This window comes from Pseudomonas knackmussii B13, assembly GCF_000689415.1.
GTDB classification, from domain to species: Bacteria; Pseudomonadota; Gammaproteobacteria; order Pseudomonadales; family Pseudomonadaceae; genus Pseudomonas; species Pseudomonas knackmussii.
This window is the reverse complement of sequence record NZ_HG322950.1, coordinates 2,268,498-2,286,665: the sequence shown is the minus strand read 5'-3', so window position 1 is coordinate 2,286,665 and position 18,168 is coordinate 2,268,498. Positions and strand designations below refer to the sequence as shown.

Below are 18,168 nucleotides of genomic sequence, written 5' to 3'. Positions count from 1 at the left end.
TTCAGGCGTCGCGCAGCAGGTCGAAGGAATCGAGCAATCGCCAGGCGATTTCCGGCGTGCGCTCCAGGCCGCGGCGGATGGCGGCGGGAATGGCCTGGCGGGTCTTGCGGCAGAGCCCCGGCAGGTGCTCGATGCGGATCTCGATGCCGCGCATGCTGCGCACTTCGTTGAAGCCGGGGGCGATGGTCAGGCGCAGGCCGAGTTGCTCGAACATGCGCCGCTGCATGTGCTCGAGATCGTCCAGGTCGCGGATGCACGCCAAACGCTCGAGCAGGCGCTGCTCCTCCTGGCGGGTGAGGCGCAGGATGCGCAGGTCGCCACGGGGGTCTTCCAGCAGCGCCTCGCGCCCGCAATCGCAGGCGCCCGGCGGGCAAGGTTGGCGGAGCGGGATGGCGGAGGTCATGGCTGCCGAGCATAGCCATTCGCCCTCCTCCGCGCTCCTTTCTGCCGACGAAATTTCCTACAGGGTGTGCAGCGCTGCTTCGTCGCCATCCGGGTGATCGTCTCCCCCGATGGCGGCGGCTTCCAGGGCATCACCGGCAGGGCCTGGCCATGCTCCACTCGTAGTCCAGCCTGGCGATATGGCTCCCGGCTAGACCCAGGCGCCATCGGAAGTCTCGGTGTAGCGGCGGATAATCGTGAACGGTTATCCGCCAATCGAGGTGTCCGCACGCCCCTTGCAAAACTGCAAAGCGACCCTGCAAAGCTGTCTGTTCCGCGGCTTCCAGCCCTGGGCAATGATGTTCCTGCGCTTCACGACAAGCCCCCCACTGCACAGGAACCCGCACCATGAACGCCAAGAAGAATCTGCTCGCCGCCACCCTCGCCCTCGCCATCGGCAAGGCCTTCGCCGCCGGCAGCCCGGGCGTCGAGCACACCACCCAGGCCTTCCTCGAAGCCCTGGAAGCCGGCGGCGGCAAACCGCTGGAAACGCTCTCGCCGAAGGATGCCCGCGCCGTTCTGACCGGCGCCCAGGCCTCGGTGCAGGTGGACCTCTCCGGCACCAGTGTCAGCGAGAAGACCATCCAGGCCGATGGCCAGGCCATCAAGCTGACCATCGTCCGCCCGGCCAACACCAAGGGCACCCTGCCGGTGTTCATGTTCTTCCACGGCGGCGGCTGGGTGCTCGGCGACTACCCGACCCACGCCCGGCTGATCCACGACCTGGTGGTGAACTCCGGTGCAGTCGCGGTCTACGTCGGCTACACACCCTCCCCCGAGGCGCATTACCCGGTGGCGATCAACCAGGCCTACGCGGCAACCAAGTGGGTCGCCGAACACGGCAAGGAGATCAACGTCGACGGTTCGCGCCTGGCGGTGGCCGGCAACAGCGTCGGCGGCAACATGGCCGCGGTGGTCGCGCTGATGGCCAAGGACAAGGGCACGCCCAAGCTGCGTTTCCAGGCCCTGTTGTGGCCGGTGACCGACGCCAGCTTCGAGACTGCCTCGTACAACCAGTTCGCCCAGGGGCACTTCCTCACCAAGCCGATGATGCAGTGGTTCTGGGACAGCTACACCACCGACGCGAAACAGCGCGCCGAGACCTACGCCTCGCCGCTGCGCGCCACGCCCGATCAGCTCAAGGGCCTGCCGCCGGCGCTGGTGCAGACCGCCGAGTTCGACGTGCTGCGCGATGAAGGCGAGGCCTATGCCCGTCACCTGGACGCCGCCGGCGTGCCGGTCACCGCCGTGCGCTACAACGGCATGATCCACGACTACGGCCTGCTCAACCCGCTGGCCAAGGTCCCGGAAGTCCAGGCCGCCATGCGTCAGGCCGGCGTCGAGCTGAAACAGCACCTGAAATAATCACGAATCCCCCTCCGGCACCCGCGCAACCCACGTGTGGCGCGGCCCGGAGGGCCCTTGCAAAACTGCAAGGTGACCCTGCAAAGCTGTCTGTTCCGCGCATTCCGGCAGTCGGTAAAGATGGCTCCACGGTTCGGCGCAACAAACCCGGTGCCGAACAGAAACGACGTGAAAGACCCCACCCAATCACGCAACGACAGAAGGAACCTCACCATGACCGCAATCGCCAAGGCCGCTCCCGGCAAGACCCTGCTGAACCCGAACGATCACACCCTGATCATGATCGACCACCAGTCGCAGATGTCCTTCGCCACCAAGTCGATCGACGCCGTCACCCTGCGCAACAACGCCGCGCTGGTCGCCAAGGCGGCCAAGGAATTCGAGGTTTCCACCATCCTCACCACCGTTGCCGAGAAGAGCTTCTCCGGCCCGATCTTCACCGAGATCAAGTCGGTGTTCCCGGACCACAACGTGATCGACCGCACCAGCATGAACACCTGGGAAGACCCGCGCATCGCGGTGGAAGTGAACAAGTTCGGCAAGCAGAAGATCGTCCTCGCCGGCCTCTGGACGTCCGTGTGCATCGTCGGCCCGGCCCTCTCCGCCATCGACCAGGGCTTCGAGGTCTACGTGATCGCCGACGCCTGCGGCGACGTCTCCACCGAAGCCCACGAGATGGCCCTGCAGCGCATGATCCAGCTCGGCGCCCGCCCGATGACTTCCCTGCAGTACCTGCTCGAACTGCAACGCGACTGGGCCCGTGGCGAAACCTACGACCAGACCGTGAAGACCTCCATCGAGCACGGCGGCGCCTACGGCCTGGGCCTGATCTACGCCAAGACCATGTTCAACGCCAGCGAAGGCCACTGACGGCCGGCCGCCCCCGGTTCGCCGGGGGCGTCTTTACTGCATGCGGAGGTGCACGCCATGACCCAAGAATCCGTGACCCTGATCATTCGCCACAGCGCCCGCCCCGACAGCGTCGCGGCCTACGAGGCGATCCTGCGCGAGCTGACCCGCGCTGCCAGCGAGTTCCCCGGCCACCAGGGCGTGGACGTGCTGCGCCAGGGCGATCGCTTCACCTCGGTGCTGCGTTTCGCCTCGGCCGGCCAACTGCAGGACTGGCTCGACTCACCGCAGCGCCGCGAACTGATCGAACGCGCCGAGCCGCTGCTGCTCGACGGCGACAACCAGGAGCGGCATGACGCCCACGAGTTCTGGTTCACCCCGGCCGAGACTGGCCAGAAGCCGCCGCCGCGCTGGAAGCAGGTGATCGTCACCTACCTGGTGATCCTGCCGCTGGTGATGCTGGTGCCGCAGCTGTGGAAGCCGCTGTTCCAGGTGCTGCCGTGGCTGGGCGGCTTCCTGCTCAGCAACGTGCTGATCACCCTGACCATCGTGGTGCTGGTCGTGTACCTGTTCATGCCCCGCGTGACCCGCTTGTTCGCCGGCTGGCTCAACGCCCGCTGACCGCCTACCTCGAAGGACTCCGCCATGTATGCCGACCTGATCCTCTACAACGGCCGTTTCCACACCGTCGACCGCGAAAAACCCAGCGCCACCGCCGTGGCCATCAAGGACGGAAAATTCCTCGCCGTCGGCAATGACGCCGAAGTCATGCCGCTGCGCGCCGGCGCCACCCAGGTCATCGACCTCAAGGGCCGCACCGTCATCCCCGGCCTCAACGACTCGCACCTGCATCTGATCCGTGGCGGGCTCAACTACAACCTCGAACTGCGCTGGGAAGGCGTGCCCTCGCTGGCCGATGGCCTGCGCATGCTCAAGGAGCAGGCCCTGCGCACCCCGTCGCCGCAATGGGTGCGGGTGGTGGGTGGCTGGAGCGAGTTCCAGTTCGCCGAGAAGCGCCTGCCGACCCTCGAGGAGCTGAACCAGGCCGCGCCGGATACGCCGGTGTTCGTCCTGCACCTGTATGACCGTGCCCTGCTCAACCGCGCCGCCCTGCGCGTGGTCGGCTACACGAAAGACACGCCGAACCCACCCGGCGGCGAGATCGTCCGCGACAGCAACGGCCAGCCCACCGGTATGCTGATCGCCCGGCCGAACGCGATGATCCTCTACGCCACCCTGGCCAAGGGGCCGAAGCTGCCCTTCGAGTACCAGGTCAACTCCACCCGCCAGTTCATGCGCGAGCTGAACCGCCTGGGCGTGACCAGCGCCATCGACGCCGGCGGCGGCTTCCAGAACTACCCGGACGACTACCAGGTGATCGAGCAGCTGGAGAAAGACAACCAGCTCAGCGTGCGCATCGCCTACAACCTGTTCACCCAGAAGCCCAAGGAAGAACTCGCCGACTTCAAGAACTGGACCAGCAACGTCAAGTACGGCCAGGGCAACGACTTCCTGCGGCACAACGGCGCCGGCGAGATGCTGGTGTTCTCCGCCGCCGACTTCGAGGACTTCCTCGAACCGCGCCCGGACCTGCCGCCGAACATGGAGACTGACCTCGAGCCGGTGGTGCGCCACCTGGTCGAGCAGCGCTGGCCGTTCCGCCTGCACGCCACCTACGACGAATCCATCTCCCGGATGCTCGATGTGTTCGAGAAGGTCAATCTCGACATCCCGTTCAACGGCCTGCACTGGTTCTTCGACCACTGCGAGACCATTTCGCCGAAGAACATCGAAAGGGTCCGCGCGCTGGGCGGCGGCATCGCCATCCAGGACCGCATGGCCTTCCAGGGCGAGTACTTCGTCGACCGCTACGGCGCGAAAGCCGCCCAAGCCACCCCGCCGATCAAGCGAATGCTTGCCGAAGGCGTACCGGTAGGCGCCGGCACCGATGCCACCCGCGTGTCCAGCTACAACCCCTGGACCTCGCTGTACTGGATGGTCAGCGGCAAGACCGTCGGCGGTCTGGAGCTGTACCCGGAGGGCCTGTCCCGCGCCACGGCGCTGGAGCTGTACACCCACGGCAGCGCCTGGTTCTCCAACGAACAGGGCAAGAAAGGCCTGATCAAGGTCGGGCAGCTGGCCGACCTGGCAGTGCTCTCGGCGGACTATTTCAGCGTCGAGGAAGAGGCGATCAAGCGCATCGAGTCGGTACTGACCGTGGTGGATGGCCGGGTGGTCTACGCCGACGGCGATTTCGAGCGCTACGGCCCGCCGACCCTGCCGGTGCTGCCGGACTGGTCGCCGGTGGCCAAGGTCGCCGGGCACTGGCGCCCGCAGGCACCGTTGGCCCAGGCAGTCCACCAGTGTGCCGGGGCATGCACGGTACATGGCCACGGCCACGAGCGGGCGCGCCAGTCGAGCGTGCCGATCAGTGATTTCCAGGGCTTCTGGGGTGCCTTCGGCTGTTCCTGCTTCGCCTTCTGAAAACCGGCGCGGGCCTGGCGGCCCGCGCCCTTTTCATTCAGGGGCGGAACAGGTGGGATTGGCCGCTGGCGAACAGGTGCACGCGGCTGCCCAGGTCCGGCGAATCGAGCGCCGAGACGCGGACCGGCAGGCGCCACTCGCCGCCACCCCAGTCGGCTTCTCCAGCGTCGTCCAGGCGGACGGTCACCGTACACTTGTTGCCGCCGAAGTCGCTGCCCACCACGGTGCCGAAGCAGCCGTCCGCGCTGTTCGCCGGCAGCCCTGCCGGGCTCAGGTGCAGTTGCTCCGGGCGCAGCAGAATACGCGCCCGCCCTGCACTCTCGCCCTCGCCGACCCGCACGCGCCCCAGCGGGCAGCGCGCCCAGCCGGCTTCCACGCTGGCCGGCAGGACCAGGGCGTCGCCCAGGAAGAACGCGGTTTCCTCGTCCGCCGGTCGCAGGTACAGATCCTTCGGCGCACCCGCCTGCACCAGCCGGCCCTGGCGCAACACGGCCAGTTGATCGCCGAATGAAAGCGCCTCTTCCTGATCGTGGGTGACCAGGATCGCGGTGACGCCGGCGTCGCTCAGCACCTGGGAAACCGCCTTGCGCATCGACACGCGCAGGCCGCTGTCCAGCGCCGAGAAGGGTTCGTCGAGCAGCATCAGCCTGGGGCTCTGCGCCAGCGCCCGCGCCAGCGCCACGCGTTGCTGCTGGCCGCCGGACAGTTCGTGCGGCCAGCGCCGCCCCATGTCACGGTCGAGCGAGACCATCTCCAGCAGCTGGTCGACCCGGCGCTGTTTTTCCGCTGCGTGCCCGTCCAGGCCGAAGGCGATGTTCGCCGCGACGCTCAGGTGCGGGAAGAGCGCGCCGTCCTGCGGTACATAGCCGATCACCCGACGGTGCGCGGGGATGGCGCTGGTCTCGTCGGCCAGGGTGACACCGTCGAAGGTGATGCGCCCGGTGTCGGGGAATTCGAAACCGGCGATCAGCCGCAGCAGGGTGGTCTTGCCCGAACCCGAGGGGCCGACCACGGCGGTGCGGCTGCCCGCCGGCACCGACAGGCTGAAGGTTTCCAGCGCCGCGCTGGCGCCGAAGTAGCGAGAGACTGCATGGATCTCGAGGGTACTCATCGACCTGCTACCCGTCTGGATTGGTGGTAGAGAAGCCCGGTCAGCGGCAGCGACAGCAGCACCATCAGCAGCGCGTAGGGCGCGGCGGCGGCGTAGTCGATCTCGCTGGTGTGGGCCCAGAAGCTGGTGGCCAGGGTGCTGGTGCCGCTGGGCGACAGCAACAGGGTCGCGGTCAGCTCGTTGACGATGGCCAGGAACACCAGCGCCACACCGGCGGCGGCGCCCGGCGCGGCGAAGCGCAGGGTCACCCGCCCCAATGCCTGGGCCGGCGTGCGCCCCAGGCTGCGGGCGATGTTCTCCAGCTCCACCGGCACCTGGGCGATGCCGGCGCGCAGGCTGACAAGAGCCCGGGGCAGGAACATCAGCAGGTAGGCCAGGAGCACGGTGAACAGTGTCTGGTACAGCGGCTGCGCGAAGCGGATGGTCAGGCTGACCAGGGCCAACGCCACCACGATGCCCGGCAGCGAACTGGCGATGTAGTTGCTGCCTTCGAGCAGGCGCTGCAAGCGGCTCGGCGCGCGAATCGAGATCCAGGCCACGGGGATTGCCGCGAGGGTCGTCAGCAGCGCGCCGGCGGCCCCCAGCAGCATGGTCTGGCCCAGCGCCGGGAGCATTTCGTCGAAGCGCCAGACCTCGCGGCCGCCGGCCCACAGCCACTGGCCAAGCGTGATCAGCGGCACGCCCAGGGTCAGCAGCGTGCTGCCAACGGTGAACACCAGGACCAGGCCCAGTTGCCAGGCGTGCAGGCCGTACAGCCGCTGCGCGCGCGGGCTGCCGGAGCCGACGCGGGCGTAGCGTGCCTTGCCGCGCAGGCCGGCCTCGAGGGTCAGCAGCAGCAGGCAGCCCAGCGCCAGGACCCCGGCCAGCATGTTGGCCGCGGAGCTGCTGAAGGACGACTGGAACTGGTCGAAGATCGCCGTGGTGAAGGTGTCGAAACGGATCAGCGCGTAAAGCCCGTACTCGGCCAGCAGGTGCAGGCCGACCAGCAGCGAGCCGCCGCAGATGGCCAGGCGCAGCTGCGGCAGCACCACGCGGCGGAACACCGGCCAGGGCCGCTGGCCGAGGGATTCGGCGACGTCTTCCAGGACCGGATCGAGGCGCCGCAGGGACGCGGCGGCCGGGAGGTAGATGAACGGCGAATAGGCGATCACCGAGATCAGCACCGCCGGGAATAGGCCGTTCAGCGACGGCGCAAGGCTGATCCAGGCATAGCTGTGGACGAACGCCGGGATCGCCAGCGGGGCGATGGCCAGCAACGACCACAGCCGCCGTCCGGGCAACTTGCTGCGCTCGGTCAGCCAGGCCATGGCCACGCCGTGCAGCACGCACAGCGGGATGGTCAGCACCACCAGCAGCAGCGTGTTACCCAGCAGCTCCGCCACGCGCGGGCGGAACACCAGCTTGACGATGGTGGCCCAGCCCGCCTGCACACTGGCGCCAGCGACGAACGCCAGCGGCAGCATCGCGAACAGCGCCACCAGCAGCGCCGCGCCCAGCAGCCAGCGCGGCGGCTGGCCCTGGCGCTTGCGCCGACGTGGCAACACCGCCACCTCGGTGGCGGCCCGGGAGCCCGGTTCGGGCCCGAATGCTTGCGCGGTCACGTTACAACAGGCCTGCCTGGGTCATGAGCTCGACGACCTTCTTGCTGTCGAGCTTGGAAGCCTCCACCGCCGGCGCATCGAGCTTGGCCAGCGGCACCAGCTTCGCGTTGGACTCCGCGCCGACGCCCACTGCGTACTCGAACGACTTGCCGTCGCGCAGCACCGCCTGGCCCTGTTTGCCGGTGATCCACTTGAGGAACGCCTGGGCCTGCTCCTGATGCTTGCTGGAGGCCAGCACGCCGCCGCCGGAAACGCTGGTGAAGGCGCCCGGGTCCTTGTGCCCGAAGTAATGCAGCGCGGTGTTCTTGCTGTTCTCGCCGGTCTTGGCCTGGTCGCCGAACCAGTAGTAGTGGTAGATCACGCCGGAATCGATCTGGCCGGCGTTCACCGCCTTCATCACGGAGACATTACCGCGGTAGAACTTGGCGTTGCTCTTCATCGACTCGAGCCAGCTCAGGGTCGCAGCCTCGCCCTTCTGCTCCAGCAGCGCGCCGACGATGGCCTGGAAGTCGGCGCCGGCCGGCGATGCAGCCCAGCGCCCGGCCCATTCCGGCTGCGCCAGGTCGAGCAGCGACTTGGGCAGGTCGGCTTCCTTGAGCTTGTCCTTGTTGTAGACGAACACCGTGGAGCGCGCGGCAATGCCCACCCAGTGGCCATTGGCCGGGTGATAGGTCGGGCCGACCTGGGCCAGGGTGGCCGGGGCGACCGGCGCGAGCAGGCCGGCGTTGTCGACCAGGACCATGGCCGGGGAGTTCTCGGTGAGGAAGACGTCGGCCGGAGAGGCCTTGCCCTCCTGGACGATCTGGTTGCCCATCTCGCTGTCGTCGCCGTTGCGCAGGGTGACCTTGATGCCGGTTTCGCGGGTGAAGCCTTCGACCCAGGCCTTGGTCAGGGATTCGTGCTGGGCGTTGTAGACCACGATGCCCGCCTCGTCCGCTGCCATGCAGGCGCCGGCGAAACCGCCCAGCGCAACGCCGAGCACTGCCATCTTGATCAACGAGAATCTGCCGCTCTTCATCGGTTTGCCACTCCAGTCAGTAATGCGTTGGCAGGCGGCGCCCGGCGCGTGCGACTCGATCGGTGTCGAATCCGTGAGCGCGCGGCGACTGCCCGTCTTTCCCGGCGGCGATGATCGTCGTTCGGTTGTTAAAGAGTTGTCATTCTCACTTACATTTCAATCTACAAAGGCTGCTGTTCGTCGGCTTGTCGCCCACGAAAGGGCCGCGCGCCCGGGTGGCGGGCGCGGCGTGGTGTCTGTTTCGGGGATTGCGGGACGGATCAGCCTTGTACCGATGCGCTCAGCTGCAGGTCTCGGCAGGCCAGGTTGGCACCGCTGAACTGCGCGGCGTCCTGGTCGAAGATGTCGCGCAGCCAGTTGGCCACCGCCTGGAAACGGCCGATGCGCCCGGCGTCGCGGTGGCTGAGCAGCCAGATCTCGCGCGCCACCACCGGCCCGCTCAGGCGCACCAGGCCGTTGCGCTCGCCGAGGATGCACGGCAGCAAGGCCATGCCCAGACCGGTCTCGCAGGCGTGGGTGAGCGTGGTCACGCTGCTGGCCCGCAGGGCGTAGCTGGCGTTCGGCGCGAAGTTGCGCAGCCACTGCATCTCCGGGGTTTCGTCGAGTTCCTCGCCATAGGCCAGCCAGGGCTGCTGCGGCCAGTCGCATGGCGGCAGCTGGCTGAAGGCGGTGGCGGCGTACACGGCGAAACCGATGTCGGCGACCTTGCGCATCACCAGCGCGGCGTCGTCCTGCGGGCGCGCCAGGCGCAGGGCGAAGTCGGCCTCGCGGCGAGTGAAGGACAGCGAGCGGTTGGCCGGGATCAGTTGCAACTGCAGGTTCGGGTAGGTCCGCGAAAGCTGCGGCATGTGCTGCACCAGCCAGTGGCTGAAGAGGAAGTCGATCGAGGTGATGCTCACCGAGCCGCTGATGGCGCTGGCCTCGCTGCGCGCCTCCAGCAGCATGCTCTGCACGTCGCCGAGGATGCGCTCGCCGTACTCGATGAAGGCCAGGCCGGCGTCGGTCGCCTGGTAGCCGTTGTTGTCGCGGATGAACAGGCGTGTCTGCAGCGCAGTTTCGGCGGCCACCAGGCGCCGGCTCATGGTCGAGGGATCGACACCCAGCGAACGGCCGGCGGCGCTCAGGCTGCCGTGGCGGGCCAGCGCCAGGAGGATGGGAATGTCGTTCCAGTCGAAGTTCATCGCGCGCGTCTCCCTGCAGACGTCCAGACGGTGTGGGGCCGACTACCTTAGCAGCCGCGCGCCGGCCGTTGCGAGCGACCGCTCGGCTGCCCGTGCGCCGTGCTGCTGGCAGCGGCGTAGTCTGGAGCCCAGACAAGAACGAGGAAGAAGCGATGCGGCAGAACAGTCACTTCCACGGCCTGCACGGCCCGCAGCGCGAAACGCTGCTGCGCTGGGCCGACATGGCGCAATGGTTCGGCATGGTCATGCTGTTGCTGACCGTCGGCCTGGCCGCGCTGACCGACAGCATCGGCGATAGCACCGGCGTAACCATCGTCACCCTGTGCGGAGTCATCGGCCTGTTGGCGCTGGTGGCTGCACGCCTGATCATCGGCGCCGAGCATTCGGACGACGAACCACCGCACTGAGCGCGAAGCTCAATGCATTTCAACTGCCTGAAGCCGCCTCAACCGAAGCGCACGCAGTAGATCGGCGGCAGGTGCGCGGACAGGCACTTCCAGTGGTCGCCACCATCTTCCGACAGCCACAGCCCACCGGTGGTGGAACCCAGCGCCAGGCGCTCGCCGTCGTCGTCCACGGCCAGGCCGTGGCGGTAGATCAGGTCGTAGCACGGCGACTCTGGCAGGCCCCGGTCCAGCGCCTCGAAGGTCTTGCCGCCATCGCGCGTTCGGTTGACCAGGAAGCGCCCGGCCACCGGCACGCGGCAGGCGTCCTTGGTCGCCGGGGCGAACCAGGCGGTGTCCGGCCGGGTGGGATGCACCGCGACGGCGAAGCCGAAGCTGGAGGGCTGCGCCGGCACGTCCTGCCAGTTCTGCCCGCCGTCGCTGGAAACGAAGATGCCGTTGTGGTGCTGCACCCAAAGCCGCTCCGGCTGCGCCGGGCAGTGCACCAGGCGGTGCGGGTCCTGGATGGCGCCCTCCTCGCGCAGCTCCGGCGGCATGTAGTCGGCGTACATGCCGCGCGTGGTGTTGACCCAGTTGGCGCCTGCGTCATGGCTCTGCCAGACACCGCCGCAGGACACGCCCACCGTGAGGTGGCTGCTGTCACGCGGGTCGACACTGACCGAGTGGATGCCCGGCCAGTCGTAGCCGCCGCCGAACCAGCGGGCGCGCTCAGGGCGGTCCCACAGCGGGCGGTTGAAGCTCCAGCTGGCGCCGCGGTCGTCGCTGCGGAACAGCCCGCCGGGGATGGTCCCGGCCCAGAGCGTGCCGCACTGCTCGGTGCCGCCGGTCTCCAGGCACCAGATCAGTTGCAGGCTCCAGGGCGCCTGCGGGGCGTCGCCCTCGGCCGGCGTCGGCAGCGGGTCGGGCTGCGGCGGGTAGACCGGCACCGCGCATTCCTCCCACTCGCCGTCCGCGTGCCGGCGCCAGAGCTTGCAGCCGAAGTGGCCGAGGTCGAGCGCGGCGTAAAGGGTGTCGTCGCGCGCATCGGGCAGGACCATGTTGACCGGCTCGCCGAGGAAGTCCTGGCGTGCCTCGCGCCAGGCGCCGTCGGCATCGCGCAGGTAGGTGAACAGGCCCTTGCGCGTGGCTACCAGCAGTCGATCGTCCATCTGCTCTCTCCTTGTTGGGGTCAGCCGCCGGACAGCGCCTGGACCACATAGACCTCGCTTTCCGCCGCCAGCGCATCGCTCAGGCCAAGGCGGTCGCGCAGGCGCAGGCCGTCGATGAAGACGGTGACGTGGCGACGCAGCCCGCCCTGGTCGTCGAGCAGGTAGCCGCGCAGCCGTGGATATTGCGCAAACACCTCTTCCAGCAGGCCACCGAGGGTGGTGCCGGGCAGGTCCAGCTCGGGGATTTCGACGTGCCGCTGGATCGACGGGGCAAAGACGATATGGGCCATGGAGGCGACCGGCCGACGGGTTTCGCTCAGTGTAGGAGGCACCCGCGGCGTGGGGGCGTGGATCGACCGGACGGGCATTCAGTTTCGATTTCGCTCAACCAAGTGTCACTGAATTCAGCTTTAAAGCACCCATTGCCTGTGCGAGGCTCCTTGGCATCGTCCCCATTGCAGCCCTCCATGCACCTTCTGCTTCAGCCCTTCGCCGCCGCCAGCGCCTCCGCCTCCCAGGCCGGAGAGACCCTGCGACTGCCGCGCGAACGCTGCCGCTGGCGGGTCCTGCAACCGCTGACGCTGCCCCTGGAACTCGCCTTCTGGGCCCTCTGGCACTGCCGTCACGCGCGTCCACCCGATAACGCCGCACGCTGACGGGCGCCCCGCGCCCGGCCACCCGACGCAACTACGCTGAACGGAGCGCCGATGCTCCGCGACCAGCCGTAGCTGTTGCCATGCTTGCCTGCCCCAGCCCCGCGCGCCTTTCGTGCGGAACGGCAGGTCATCAGCGCGCCCCACGGCGCTATGCGAGAACAAAAAATGAAATTCGCTCCCGTGCAAGAAGCCCAGGACTTCCTGGCCGCCAACCCCGACATCGAAATGGTCGAGCTGTTCATCCTCGACGCCAACGGCGTGCCGCGCGGCAAGCTGCTGCATCGCGAGGAACTGCTGGCGGTCTACCAATCCGGCCGGCCCTTGCCGAGCACCATCCTCGGCCTGACCCTGCACGGCGAAGACGTCGAAGACTCGGGACTGGTCTGGGATGTCGGTGATATCGACTGCCGCGCCTACCCGTTGCAAGGCAGCCTGGTGCGCCTGCCCTGGCGGCAGATTCCCACCGCCGCCGTGCAGGTCAGCATGCACCCGGTCGAAGGCAAGCCGGCCGACATCGCCGATCCGCGCCATGTCCTGATCCAGGTGATCGATGGCCTCAAGGCCGACGGTTTCCACCCGGTGATGGCCTGCGAGCTGGAGTTCTACCTGCTCGACGCCAAGCGCGACGCCAATGGCCGCCCGCAGCCGGCGCTGGACGCCGACGGCGGCCGCCCGCGCTCCACCCAGGTCTACGGCCTGCGCGAACTGGAGCAGATCGAGCCGTTCCTGGCCGACCTTTATGCCGCCTGCAAAGCCCAGGGCATTCCGGCGCGCACGGCCATTTCCGAATACGCCCCCGGCCAGGTGGAAATCACCCTGGAGCACGGCGACGCCCTCCTCGCCATGGACCAGGCCGTGCGCTACAAGCGCCTGGTGAAAGGCGTGGCGCACAAGCACGGCATGCAGGCGTGCTTCATGGCCAAGCCGTTCGACGACCTGGCCGGCACCGGCATGCACATGCACGTGTCCCTGGCCGATGCCGAAAGCAAGAACCTCTTCGGCAGCGAGGACCCGGCAGGCACCCCGCTGCTGCGCCAGAGCGTCGGCGGCATGCTCGCCAGCCTGCTCGACTCGCTGCTGCTGTTCTGCCCCAACGCCAACTCCTACCGCCGCTTCCAGGCCAACAGCTATGCGCCGCTGGCGCCGACCTGGGGCTGCGACAACCGCACCGTCAGCCTGCGCGTACCCGGCGGCCCGGCGCACACCCGGCACGTCGAGCACCGCATCTGCGGCGCCGACGCCAACCCTTACCTGGCTGCCGCGGCGATCCTCGCCGGCATCCACCGCGGCATCCGCGAGAACATCGACCCGGGCGCGCCCGTCGAGGGCAACGGCTATGCCCAGGCCAAGGAACTGCTGCCCACCGACTGGCTGACCTCGCTGCGCGCGCTGGAGCGCTCCAGCTGGGCCCGTGATGCCCTGGGCCACGAATTCCTCGGCGTCTACCTGAAGGTCAAGCAGGCCGAGTACCGCCAGTTCATGGGCGAGGTCGGCGAGCAGGATTGGCGCTGGTATCTGACCCAGGCATGAGGCCAGTTTGCTGGGCCCCCGCGTTCGCGGGGGAGACGAATCTTTCCACCGTCATTCCCGCGAACGCGGGAACCCAGAGGAACAAGACATCAGCCCGCTCCCCACAGGGCTCGGGAAAACGAACAACAACAGGAACACCGCAATGAACGCCGCAGTAAAACCCGCCAAAGCCGCCCCCGAGCGCGCCCCGTCCTACTACTCCGCCAGCCTGGCCGTGGAGACCGACTACCCCACCCTGCAAGGTGAGGTGAACGTCGACATCGCCATCATCGGCGGCGGCTTCACCGGCGTGACCACCGCCGTCGAGCTGGCCGAGCGCGGCTACAAGGTGGCGATCGTTGAGACCAACAAGGTCGGCTGGGGCGCCAGCGGGCGCAACGGCGGCCAGGTCACCGGCAGCCTTTCCGGCGACAGCGCGATGCGCAAGCAGATGCAGCAGTGGCTCGGCTCCGACGTCGACGACTTCATCTGGCACCTGCGCTGGCGCGGCCACGAAATCATCAAGAACCGCGTGGCCAAGTACGGCATCGACTGCGACCTCAAGCACGGCCACCTGCATGCGGCGATGAAGCCCTCGCACATGGCCGAGCTGGAAGCCTCCTATGAAGAAGCCGTGCGCCGCGGCATGGGCGACGAAGTCACCCTGCTCGACGGCGCCGGTGTGCGCCAGCACCTGCAGAGCGACCTCTACTGCGGCGCCATCAAGAACATGCGCAACATGCACCTGCACCCGCTGAACCTGTGCATCGGCGAGGCAAAGGCGCTGGAAAGCCTGGGCGGGCTGATCTTCGAACACTCCGAGGTGCAGGACATCATCCACGGTGCGCGCCCGGCGGTCGTCACCACCCAGGGGCGGATCAACGCCGCACAAGTGCTGCTGGCCGGCGACGTGTACCACAAGCTGGAGCGCAAGAAGCTCAAGGGCATGATCTTCCCGGCCATGGGCGGCATCGTCACCACCAAGCCACTGGGCGAGCTGGCCAAGCAGATCAACCCGCAGGACCTGGCGGTCTACGACTGCCGCTTCGTCCTCGACTACTACCGCATGACCGGCGACGGCCGCCTGCTGTTCGGCGGCGGCGCCAACTACTCCGGGCGCGACTCGCGCGACATCGCCGGCGAGCTGCGCCCCTGCATCGAGCGCACCTTCCCGGCACTGAAAGGCGTGGAAATCGAGTTCCAGTGGAGCTGCGCGATGGGCATCGTGATGAACCGCATCCCGCAGCTGGGCAAGCTTTCGGACAACGTTTGGTACTGCCAGGGCTACTCCGGCCACGGCGTGGCGACCACCCACATCATGGGCGAGATCATGGCCACGGCGATGACCGGCGACCTGGAGAAGTTCGACAGCTTCGCCCAATGCAAGCACGTGAAGGTGCCGCTGGGCGATGTGTTCGGCAACCCGATGCTGGCCGCCGGCATGTGGTACTACCAGCTGCTCGAGAAATTCCGTTGAGGTCCAAAGCGCCTTTTAGGAGCGGACCTTGTCAGCGAATCGCGCGGCACGGTGTTTCCTTGTAGGAGCGGCCCATGGCCGCGATTCGCGCGCATGGCGCGCTCCTACAGGGTGGCTTCGGTGCGGGGATTTTCGCGGATGATATCCGCTCCTACGGGGTAACGCCGGTTACCCCCGCCGCGCCGAACAGCTCCCTCCCCCGTTTGCGGGAGAGGGAAAGGCGCCAGGCATATCCGTGGGGCACCTTCACGCCGCCAGGCACTGCTCCAGCCCGGCTTCCAGGCTCTCGCGCAGATGGGCGTTGGCGCTGGCGATGAACACCAGGCAGTTGTCGCCCTCCTCCGCCTGCGCCGCGAGGAACTGGCTGCGACCGCCGACGTACTGCAGCCACAGCGGTTGTTCGCGGCCACTGACCTGGATGCGGCCTTTCAGGCGGAACAGCCCTTCCGGCAATTGATCGAGCCAGGCGCGCAGGCGCTGCGGGTCGAGCTGGCCGTTGTGGCGCCAGGTCCAGCTGTCGAACATCTCGCCGTGGTTCACGCCGCTGGCCGGCAACAGGCGTTGCGGTCTGGCATCCGGGCGTTCGCCGTAGAGCAGTTCGTCCGGAATCTGCGCCTGTACGGTTTCCAACATGCGCCGCGGCTCACCGAATCTTTCGCGCAGCGCCTGCATCTGTTCCGGCGTGGCGATGTCGGCCTTGTTCAGCAACAGCAGGTCCGCTGCCGCCGCCTGGCGGCGTTCCAGCTGCGCGTACTCGCCCTCTAGCGGCTGCAGGCGCGCGGCGTCTACCAGGGTGATGAGCGCGTCCAGGTGCATGTGCTTGCGCAGCTGCGGGTAGCCCAGCGCCTGGATGATCGGTTGCGGATCGGCCACGCCGCTGCATTCGATGACGATGCGTTCCACCGGCGGCTGCGTCGCCGCCAGGCGGCCGAGCTGGGCCAGCAGGTCGTCCTGCATGGTGCAGCACAGGCAGCCGTTCTGCAGCGCGTACACCGCATCGCTTTGCTCGGCGATCATCTCGGCGTCGATGTTCAGCTCGCCGAAGTCGTTGACGATCAGCGCCAGGCGCTGCCCGGCGCATTGCTGCACCAGGCGGCGCAGCAGGGTGGTCTTGCCGGCGCCGAGGAAGCCGGCGACCACGGTCACCGGGATGCTCATTGCGCCTCTCCCATGATCTTCGGTACTTCGCCCTGCCAGACCGAGCGCAACGGGGTGTCGGCGAAGACGCCCTGTTGGTCGTACACCGGACGGCCCTCGACGAAGGTCAGCTGCACCTGGGTGCGGTGGATGTAGTTGCGCGCCGGCTGGGCGAAGAGGTCGCGGTCGAGGACGATGAAGTCCGCCGACTTGCCGGCCTCGATGCTGCCGGTCAGGTGCTCCAGGTTCATCGCGTGGGCGCCGTTGAGGGTCACCACCTTCAGCGCCTGCTCCAGGCTGATCGGCTCGCCGAAGCAGGCCGGGTCGTCGTTCCACGGGTTCTGCCGGGTGACGATGGTTTCCAGCGCCAGCCAGGGGTCGATGGACGCCACCGGCCAGTCGGTGCCCATCACTGCGAGGCCGCCGACGGCGAGCACGCCCTTGTAGTCGTAGATGCGTTTCAGGCGTTCGGCGCCGTAGCCGGAGCGCGCGCCGCTGGCGAACGGGGTCGGGTACCAGGCTGCCGGGGAGAACTCGGCGATCACGTCCAGCTCGCGGAAGCGCTTGAGGTTGCCCGGATGCAGGAGGGTGCTGTGCGCGCACTGGTGGCGGATGCCGCTGAAGCCGTTGCGCCGGCGGGCTTCGGCCACCGCATCGAGGAACACGTCGGAGGCGCCGTCGCCGGTGCAGTGGGCGATCACGCGGATGCCGCGGCGGTCCATGTCCACCACCATGTCGGTGATGTGCTCGGGGGTCAGGTTGAGCTTGCCGCGCCAGCTGTCCTCGCCCGGCCAGGGGGTGATGAGGAAGGACGAGCGCGGTTCGACGGTGCCGTCGAAGTGGAACTTCACCGCGTTCGCCGACAGCCGCGCGCTGCGGTAGTAGTGGCGCTCGCCGCTGAGCAGCTCCCAGCGCCTGCGCACCGGGAAGATGTCGTCCTGCCAACTGATCGCCGCTTCCACGCGCAGGGTCAGTTGGCCGGCGTCGTCCAGCTCCTTGAGCGCTTGCAGGCGGTGTTCGCAGACGTGCACGTACTTGCTCGCGGTGACGCCACGGGCGCTCTGGAAATGCACGCCGTCGCGATAGGCGCGGCGCAGCACGTCCACCGGGGTCGGCGGCATGGCGGCGTGGATCAGCGCGTAGGCGCCGTCGATCAGCAGGCCGTTGGGCTCGCCGGTCAGCTCGTCGCGTTCCAGGTAGCCGTTGCGCGGGTCCGGCGTTTTGGCGTCGATGCCGGCCAGTTCGAGGGCGCGGGAGTTGACCATCATGGTCCCCCACATGCGGTCGAGCAGCGCCACCGGGCGGTCCGGCATGACGCTGTCGAGCCACTCGCGGCCCGGCTTCAGCCCGGCTTCGCGGAAGGTGTAGCGCACCCAGTACTGGCCGTAGACCCAGCCGTCGCCGGGGTGGCTGTCGGCATAGGCGTGGATGGCTGCGGCCAGTTGTTCGGGGGTCGGGTCCTCGATACCGACGTCGAGGTCGTCGGCATAGCGCGGCGCCAGGGCGAGGTCCGGGTGGGTGTGCATGTCGTGCAGGCCGGGCATGCAGAAGGCGCCTTCGAGGCCGCGCACCAGGGTCTGCGGGCCGACCAGGTACTGCAGCTCCTCGAAGCAACCGACGGCGATGAAGCGACCGTCGCGGATGGCCACTGCCTCGGCCCACGGCAGCGCCGGGTCGAGGGTGTAGAAGCGGCCGTTGCGCAGCAGCAGGTCGGCGTGGCGATGGGCAGGTGAATGGGAAGAACGGAAGGCATCGGGCGCCGTCATGGTCGGAGCTCCTCTTGTTGT

17 protein-coding genes are annotated in these 18,168 nt (G+C 68.0%); 8 read left to right on the top strand and 9 right to left on the bottom strand.

All coding sequences use genetic code 11. The features are described from left to right. Nucleotide 1: 1 nt before the first annotated feature. On the bottom strand, nucleotides 2-403 hold the full coding sequence (locus PKB_RS10860; protein WP_197539249.1) for a hypothetical protein: 402 nt from the start codon (nucleotides 401-403) through the stop codon (nucleotides 2-4). A gap of 386 nt (nucleotides 404-789) precedes the next feature. Here PKB_RS10860 and PKB_RS10855 point away from each other — a divergent pair, with 386 nt between their 5' ends. From PKB_RS10855 to PKB_RS10840, 4 genes are all read left to right on the top strand, one after another. Next, nucleotides 790-1,806 carry an alpha/beta hydrolase gene (locus tag PKB_RS10855; protein WP_043251631.1) on the top strand — a complete coding sequence of 339 codons (1,017 nt, stop codon included), beginning with the start codon at nucleotides 790-792 and terminating at the stop codon, nucleotides 1,804-1,806. A 213-nt stretch (nucleotides 1,807-2,019) separates the two neighbouring features. Next, on the top strand, nucleotides 2,020-2,676 hold the full coding sequence (locus PKB_RS10850; protein WP_043251627.1) for a hydrolase: 657 nt from the start codon (nucleotides 2,020-2,022) through the stop codon (nucleotides 2,674-2,676). Between the two features lie 57 nt (nucleotides 2,677-2,733). Then, nucleotides 2,734-3,276, top strand: a complete 543-nt coding sequence (locus PKB_RS10845) for an antibiotic biosynthesis monooxygenase (protein WP_156958022.1) — start codon at nucleotides 2,734-2,736, stop codon at nucleotides 3,274-3,276. Nucleotides 3,277-3,300: 24 nt separating this feature from the next. Continuing rightward, nucleotides 3,301-5,139, top strand: a complete 1,839-nt coding sequence (locus PKB_RS10840) for an amidohydrolase (protein ID WP_043251626.1) — start codon at nucleotides 3,301-3,303, stop codon at nucleotides 5,137-5,139. A gap of 37 nt (nucleotides 5,140-5,176) precedes the next feature. Here PKB_RS10840 and PKB_RS10835 read toward each other — a convergent pair whose 3' ends face one another. From PKB_RS10835 to PKB_RS10820, 4 genes are all read right to left on the bottom strand, one after another. Then, nucleotides 5,177-6,250 carry an ABC transporter ATP-binding protein gene (locus PKB_RS10835; protein WP_043251623.1) on the bottom strand — a complete coding sequence of 358 codons (1,074 nt, stop codon included), beginning with the start codon at nucleotides 6,248-6,250 and terminating at the stop codon, nucleotides 5,177-5,179. Further along, the gene (locus PKB_RS10830) at nucleotides 6,247-7,713 is read right to left on the bottom strand and encodes an ABC transporter permease (RefSeq protein ID WP_084166787.1); all 1,467 of its coding nucleotides are present in this window, start codon (nucleotides 7,711-7,713) and stop codon (nucleotides 6,247-6,249) included. The genes PKB_RS10835 and PKB_RS10830 overlap by 4 nt, the downstream gene beginning before the upstream one ends. Before the next feature lie 139 nt (nucleotides 7,714-7,852). Further along, nucleotides 7,853-8,869 carry an iron ABC transporter substrate-binding protein gene (locus PKB_RS10825; RefSeq protein WP_043251621.1) on the bottom strand — a complete coding sequence of 339 codons (1,017 nt, stop codon included), beginning with the start codon at nucleotides 8,867-8,869 and terminating at the stop codon, nucleotides 7,853-7,855. Nucleotides 8,870-9,129: 260 nt separating this feature from the next. Then, nucleotides 9,130-10,050, bottom strand: a complete 921-nt coding sequence (locus PKB_RS10820; protein WP_043251619.1) for a LysR family transcriptional regulator — start codon at nucleotides 10,048-10,050, stop codon at nucleotides 9,130-9,132. Nucleotides 10,051-10,202: 152 nt separating this feature from the next. Between PKB_RS10820 and PKB_RS10815 the strand changes: the two genes are divergently transcribed. Continuing rightward, entirely contained in the window at nucleotides 10,203-10,457 is a 255-nt protein-coding gene (locus PKB_RS10815; protein WP_043251617.1) for a hypothetical protein, read from the top strand. A gap of 38 nt (nucleotides 10,458-10,495) precedes the next feature. Here the strand turns inward: PKB_RS10815 and PKB_RS10810 are convergent, their stop codons facing one another. Further along, complete coding sequence (locus PKB_RS10810; RefSeq protein ID WP_043251615.1) at nucleotides 10,496-11,602, bottom strand: WD40/YVTN/BNR-like repeat-containing protein; 1,107 nt, start codon at nucleotides 11,600-11,602, stop codon at nucleotides 10,496-10,498. A 20-nt stretch (nucleotides 11,603-11,622) separates the two neighbouring features. Then, nucleotides 11,623-11,892, bottom strand: coding sequence for a MoaD/ThiS family protein (locus PKB_RS10805; RefSeq protein WP_043251612.1), 270 nt, complete (start codon nucleotides 11,890-11,892; stop codon nucleotides 11,623-11,625). Nucleotides 11,893-12,069: 177 nt separating this feature from the next. Here PKB_RS10805 and PKB_RS10800 point away from each other — a divergent pair, with 177 nt between their 5' ends. The 3 genes from PKB_RS10800 to PKB_RS10790 all read left to right on the top strand — a co-directional run bounded on the left by PKB_RS10800 (nucleotide 12,070) and on the right by PKB_RS10790 (nucleotide 15,244). Beyond that, the gene (locus PKB_RS10800) at nucleotides 12,070-12,258 is read left to right on the top strand and encodes a hypothetical protein (protein WP_043251610.1); all 189 of its coding nucleotides are present in this window, start codon (nucleotides 12,070-12,072) and stop codon (nucleotides 12,256-12,258) included. A gap of 165 nt (nucleotides 12,259-12,423) precedes the next feature. After that, nucleotides 12,424-13,788 (top strand): glutamine synthetase family protein, encoded by a 1,365-nt coding sequence (locus tag PKB_RS10795; protein WP_043251608.1) that lies wholly within the window; start codon nucleotides 12,424-12,426, stop codon nucleotides 13,786-13,788. Between the two features lie 142 nt (nucleotides 13,789-13,930). Beyond that, the gene (locus tag PKB_RS10790) at nucleotides 13,931-15,244 is read left to right on the top strand and encodes an NAD(P)/FAD-dependent oxidoreductase (protein WP_043251606.1); all 1,314 of its coding nucleotides are present in this window, start codon (nucleotides 13,931-13,933) and stop codon (nucleotides 15,242-15,244) included. Between the two features lie 246 nt (nucleotides 15,245-15,490). Here the strand turns inward: PKB_RS10790 and PKB_RS10785 are convergent, their stop codons facing one another. Next, entirely contained in the window at nucleotides 15,491-16,402 is a 912-nt protein-coding gene (locus PKB_RS10785) for a CobW family GTP-binding protein (protein WP_043251604.1), read from the bottom strand. Then, complete coding sequence (locus PKB_RS10780; protein WP_043251602.1) at nucleotides 16,399-18,147, bottom strand: amidohydrolase; 1,749 nt, start codon at nucleotides 18,145-18,147, stop codon at nucleotides 16,399-16,401. Before PKB_RS10780 ends, PKB_RS10785 begins: the two co-directional genes overlap by 4 nt. Nucleotides 18,148-18,168: the final 21 nt, after the last annotated feature.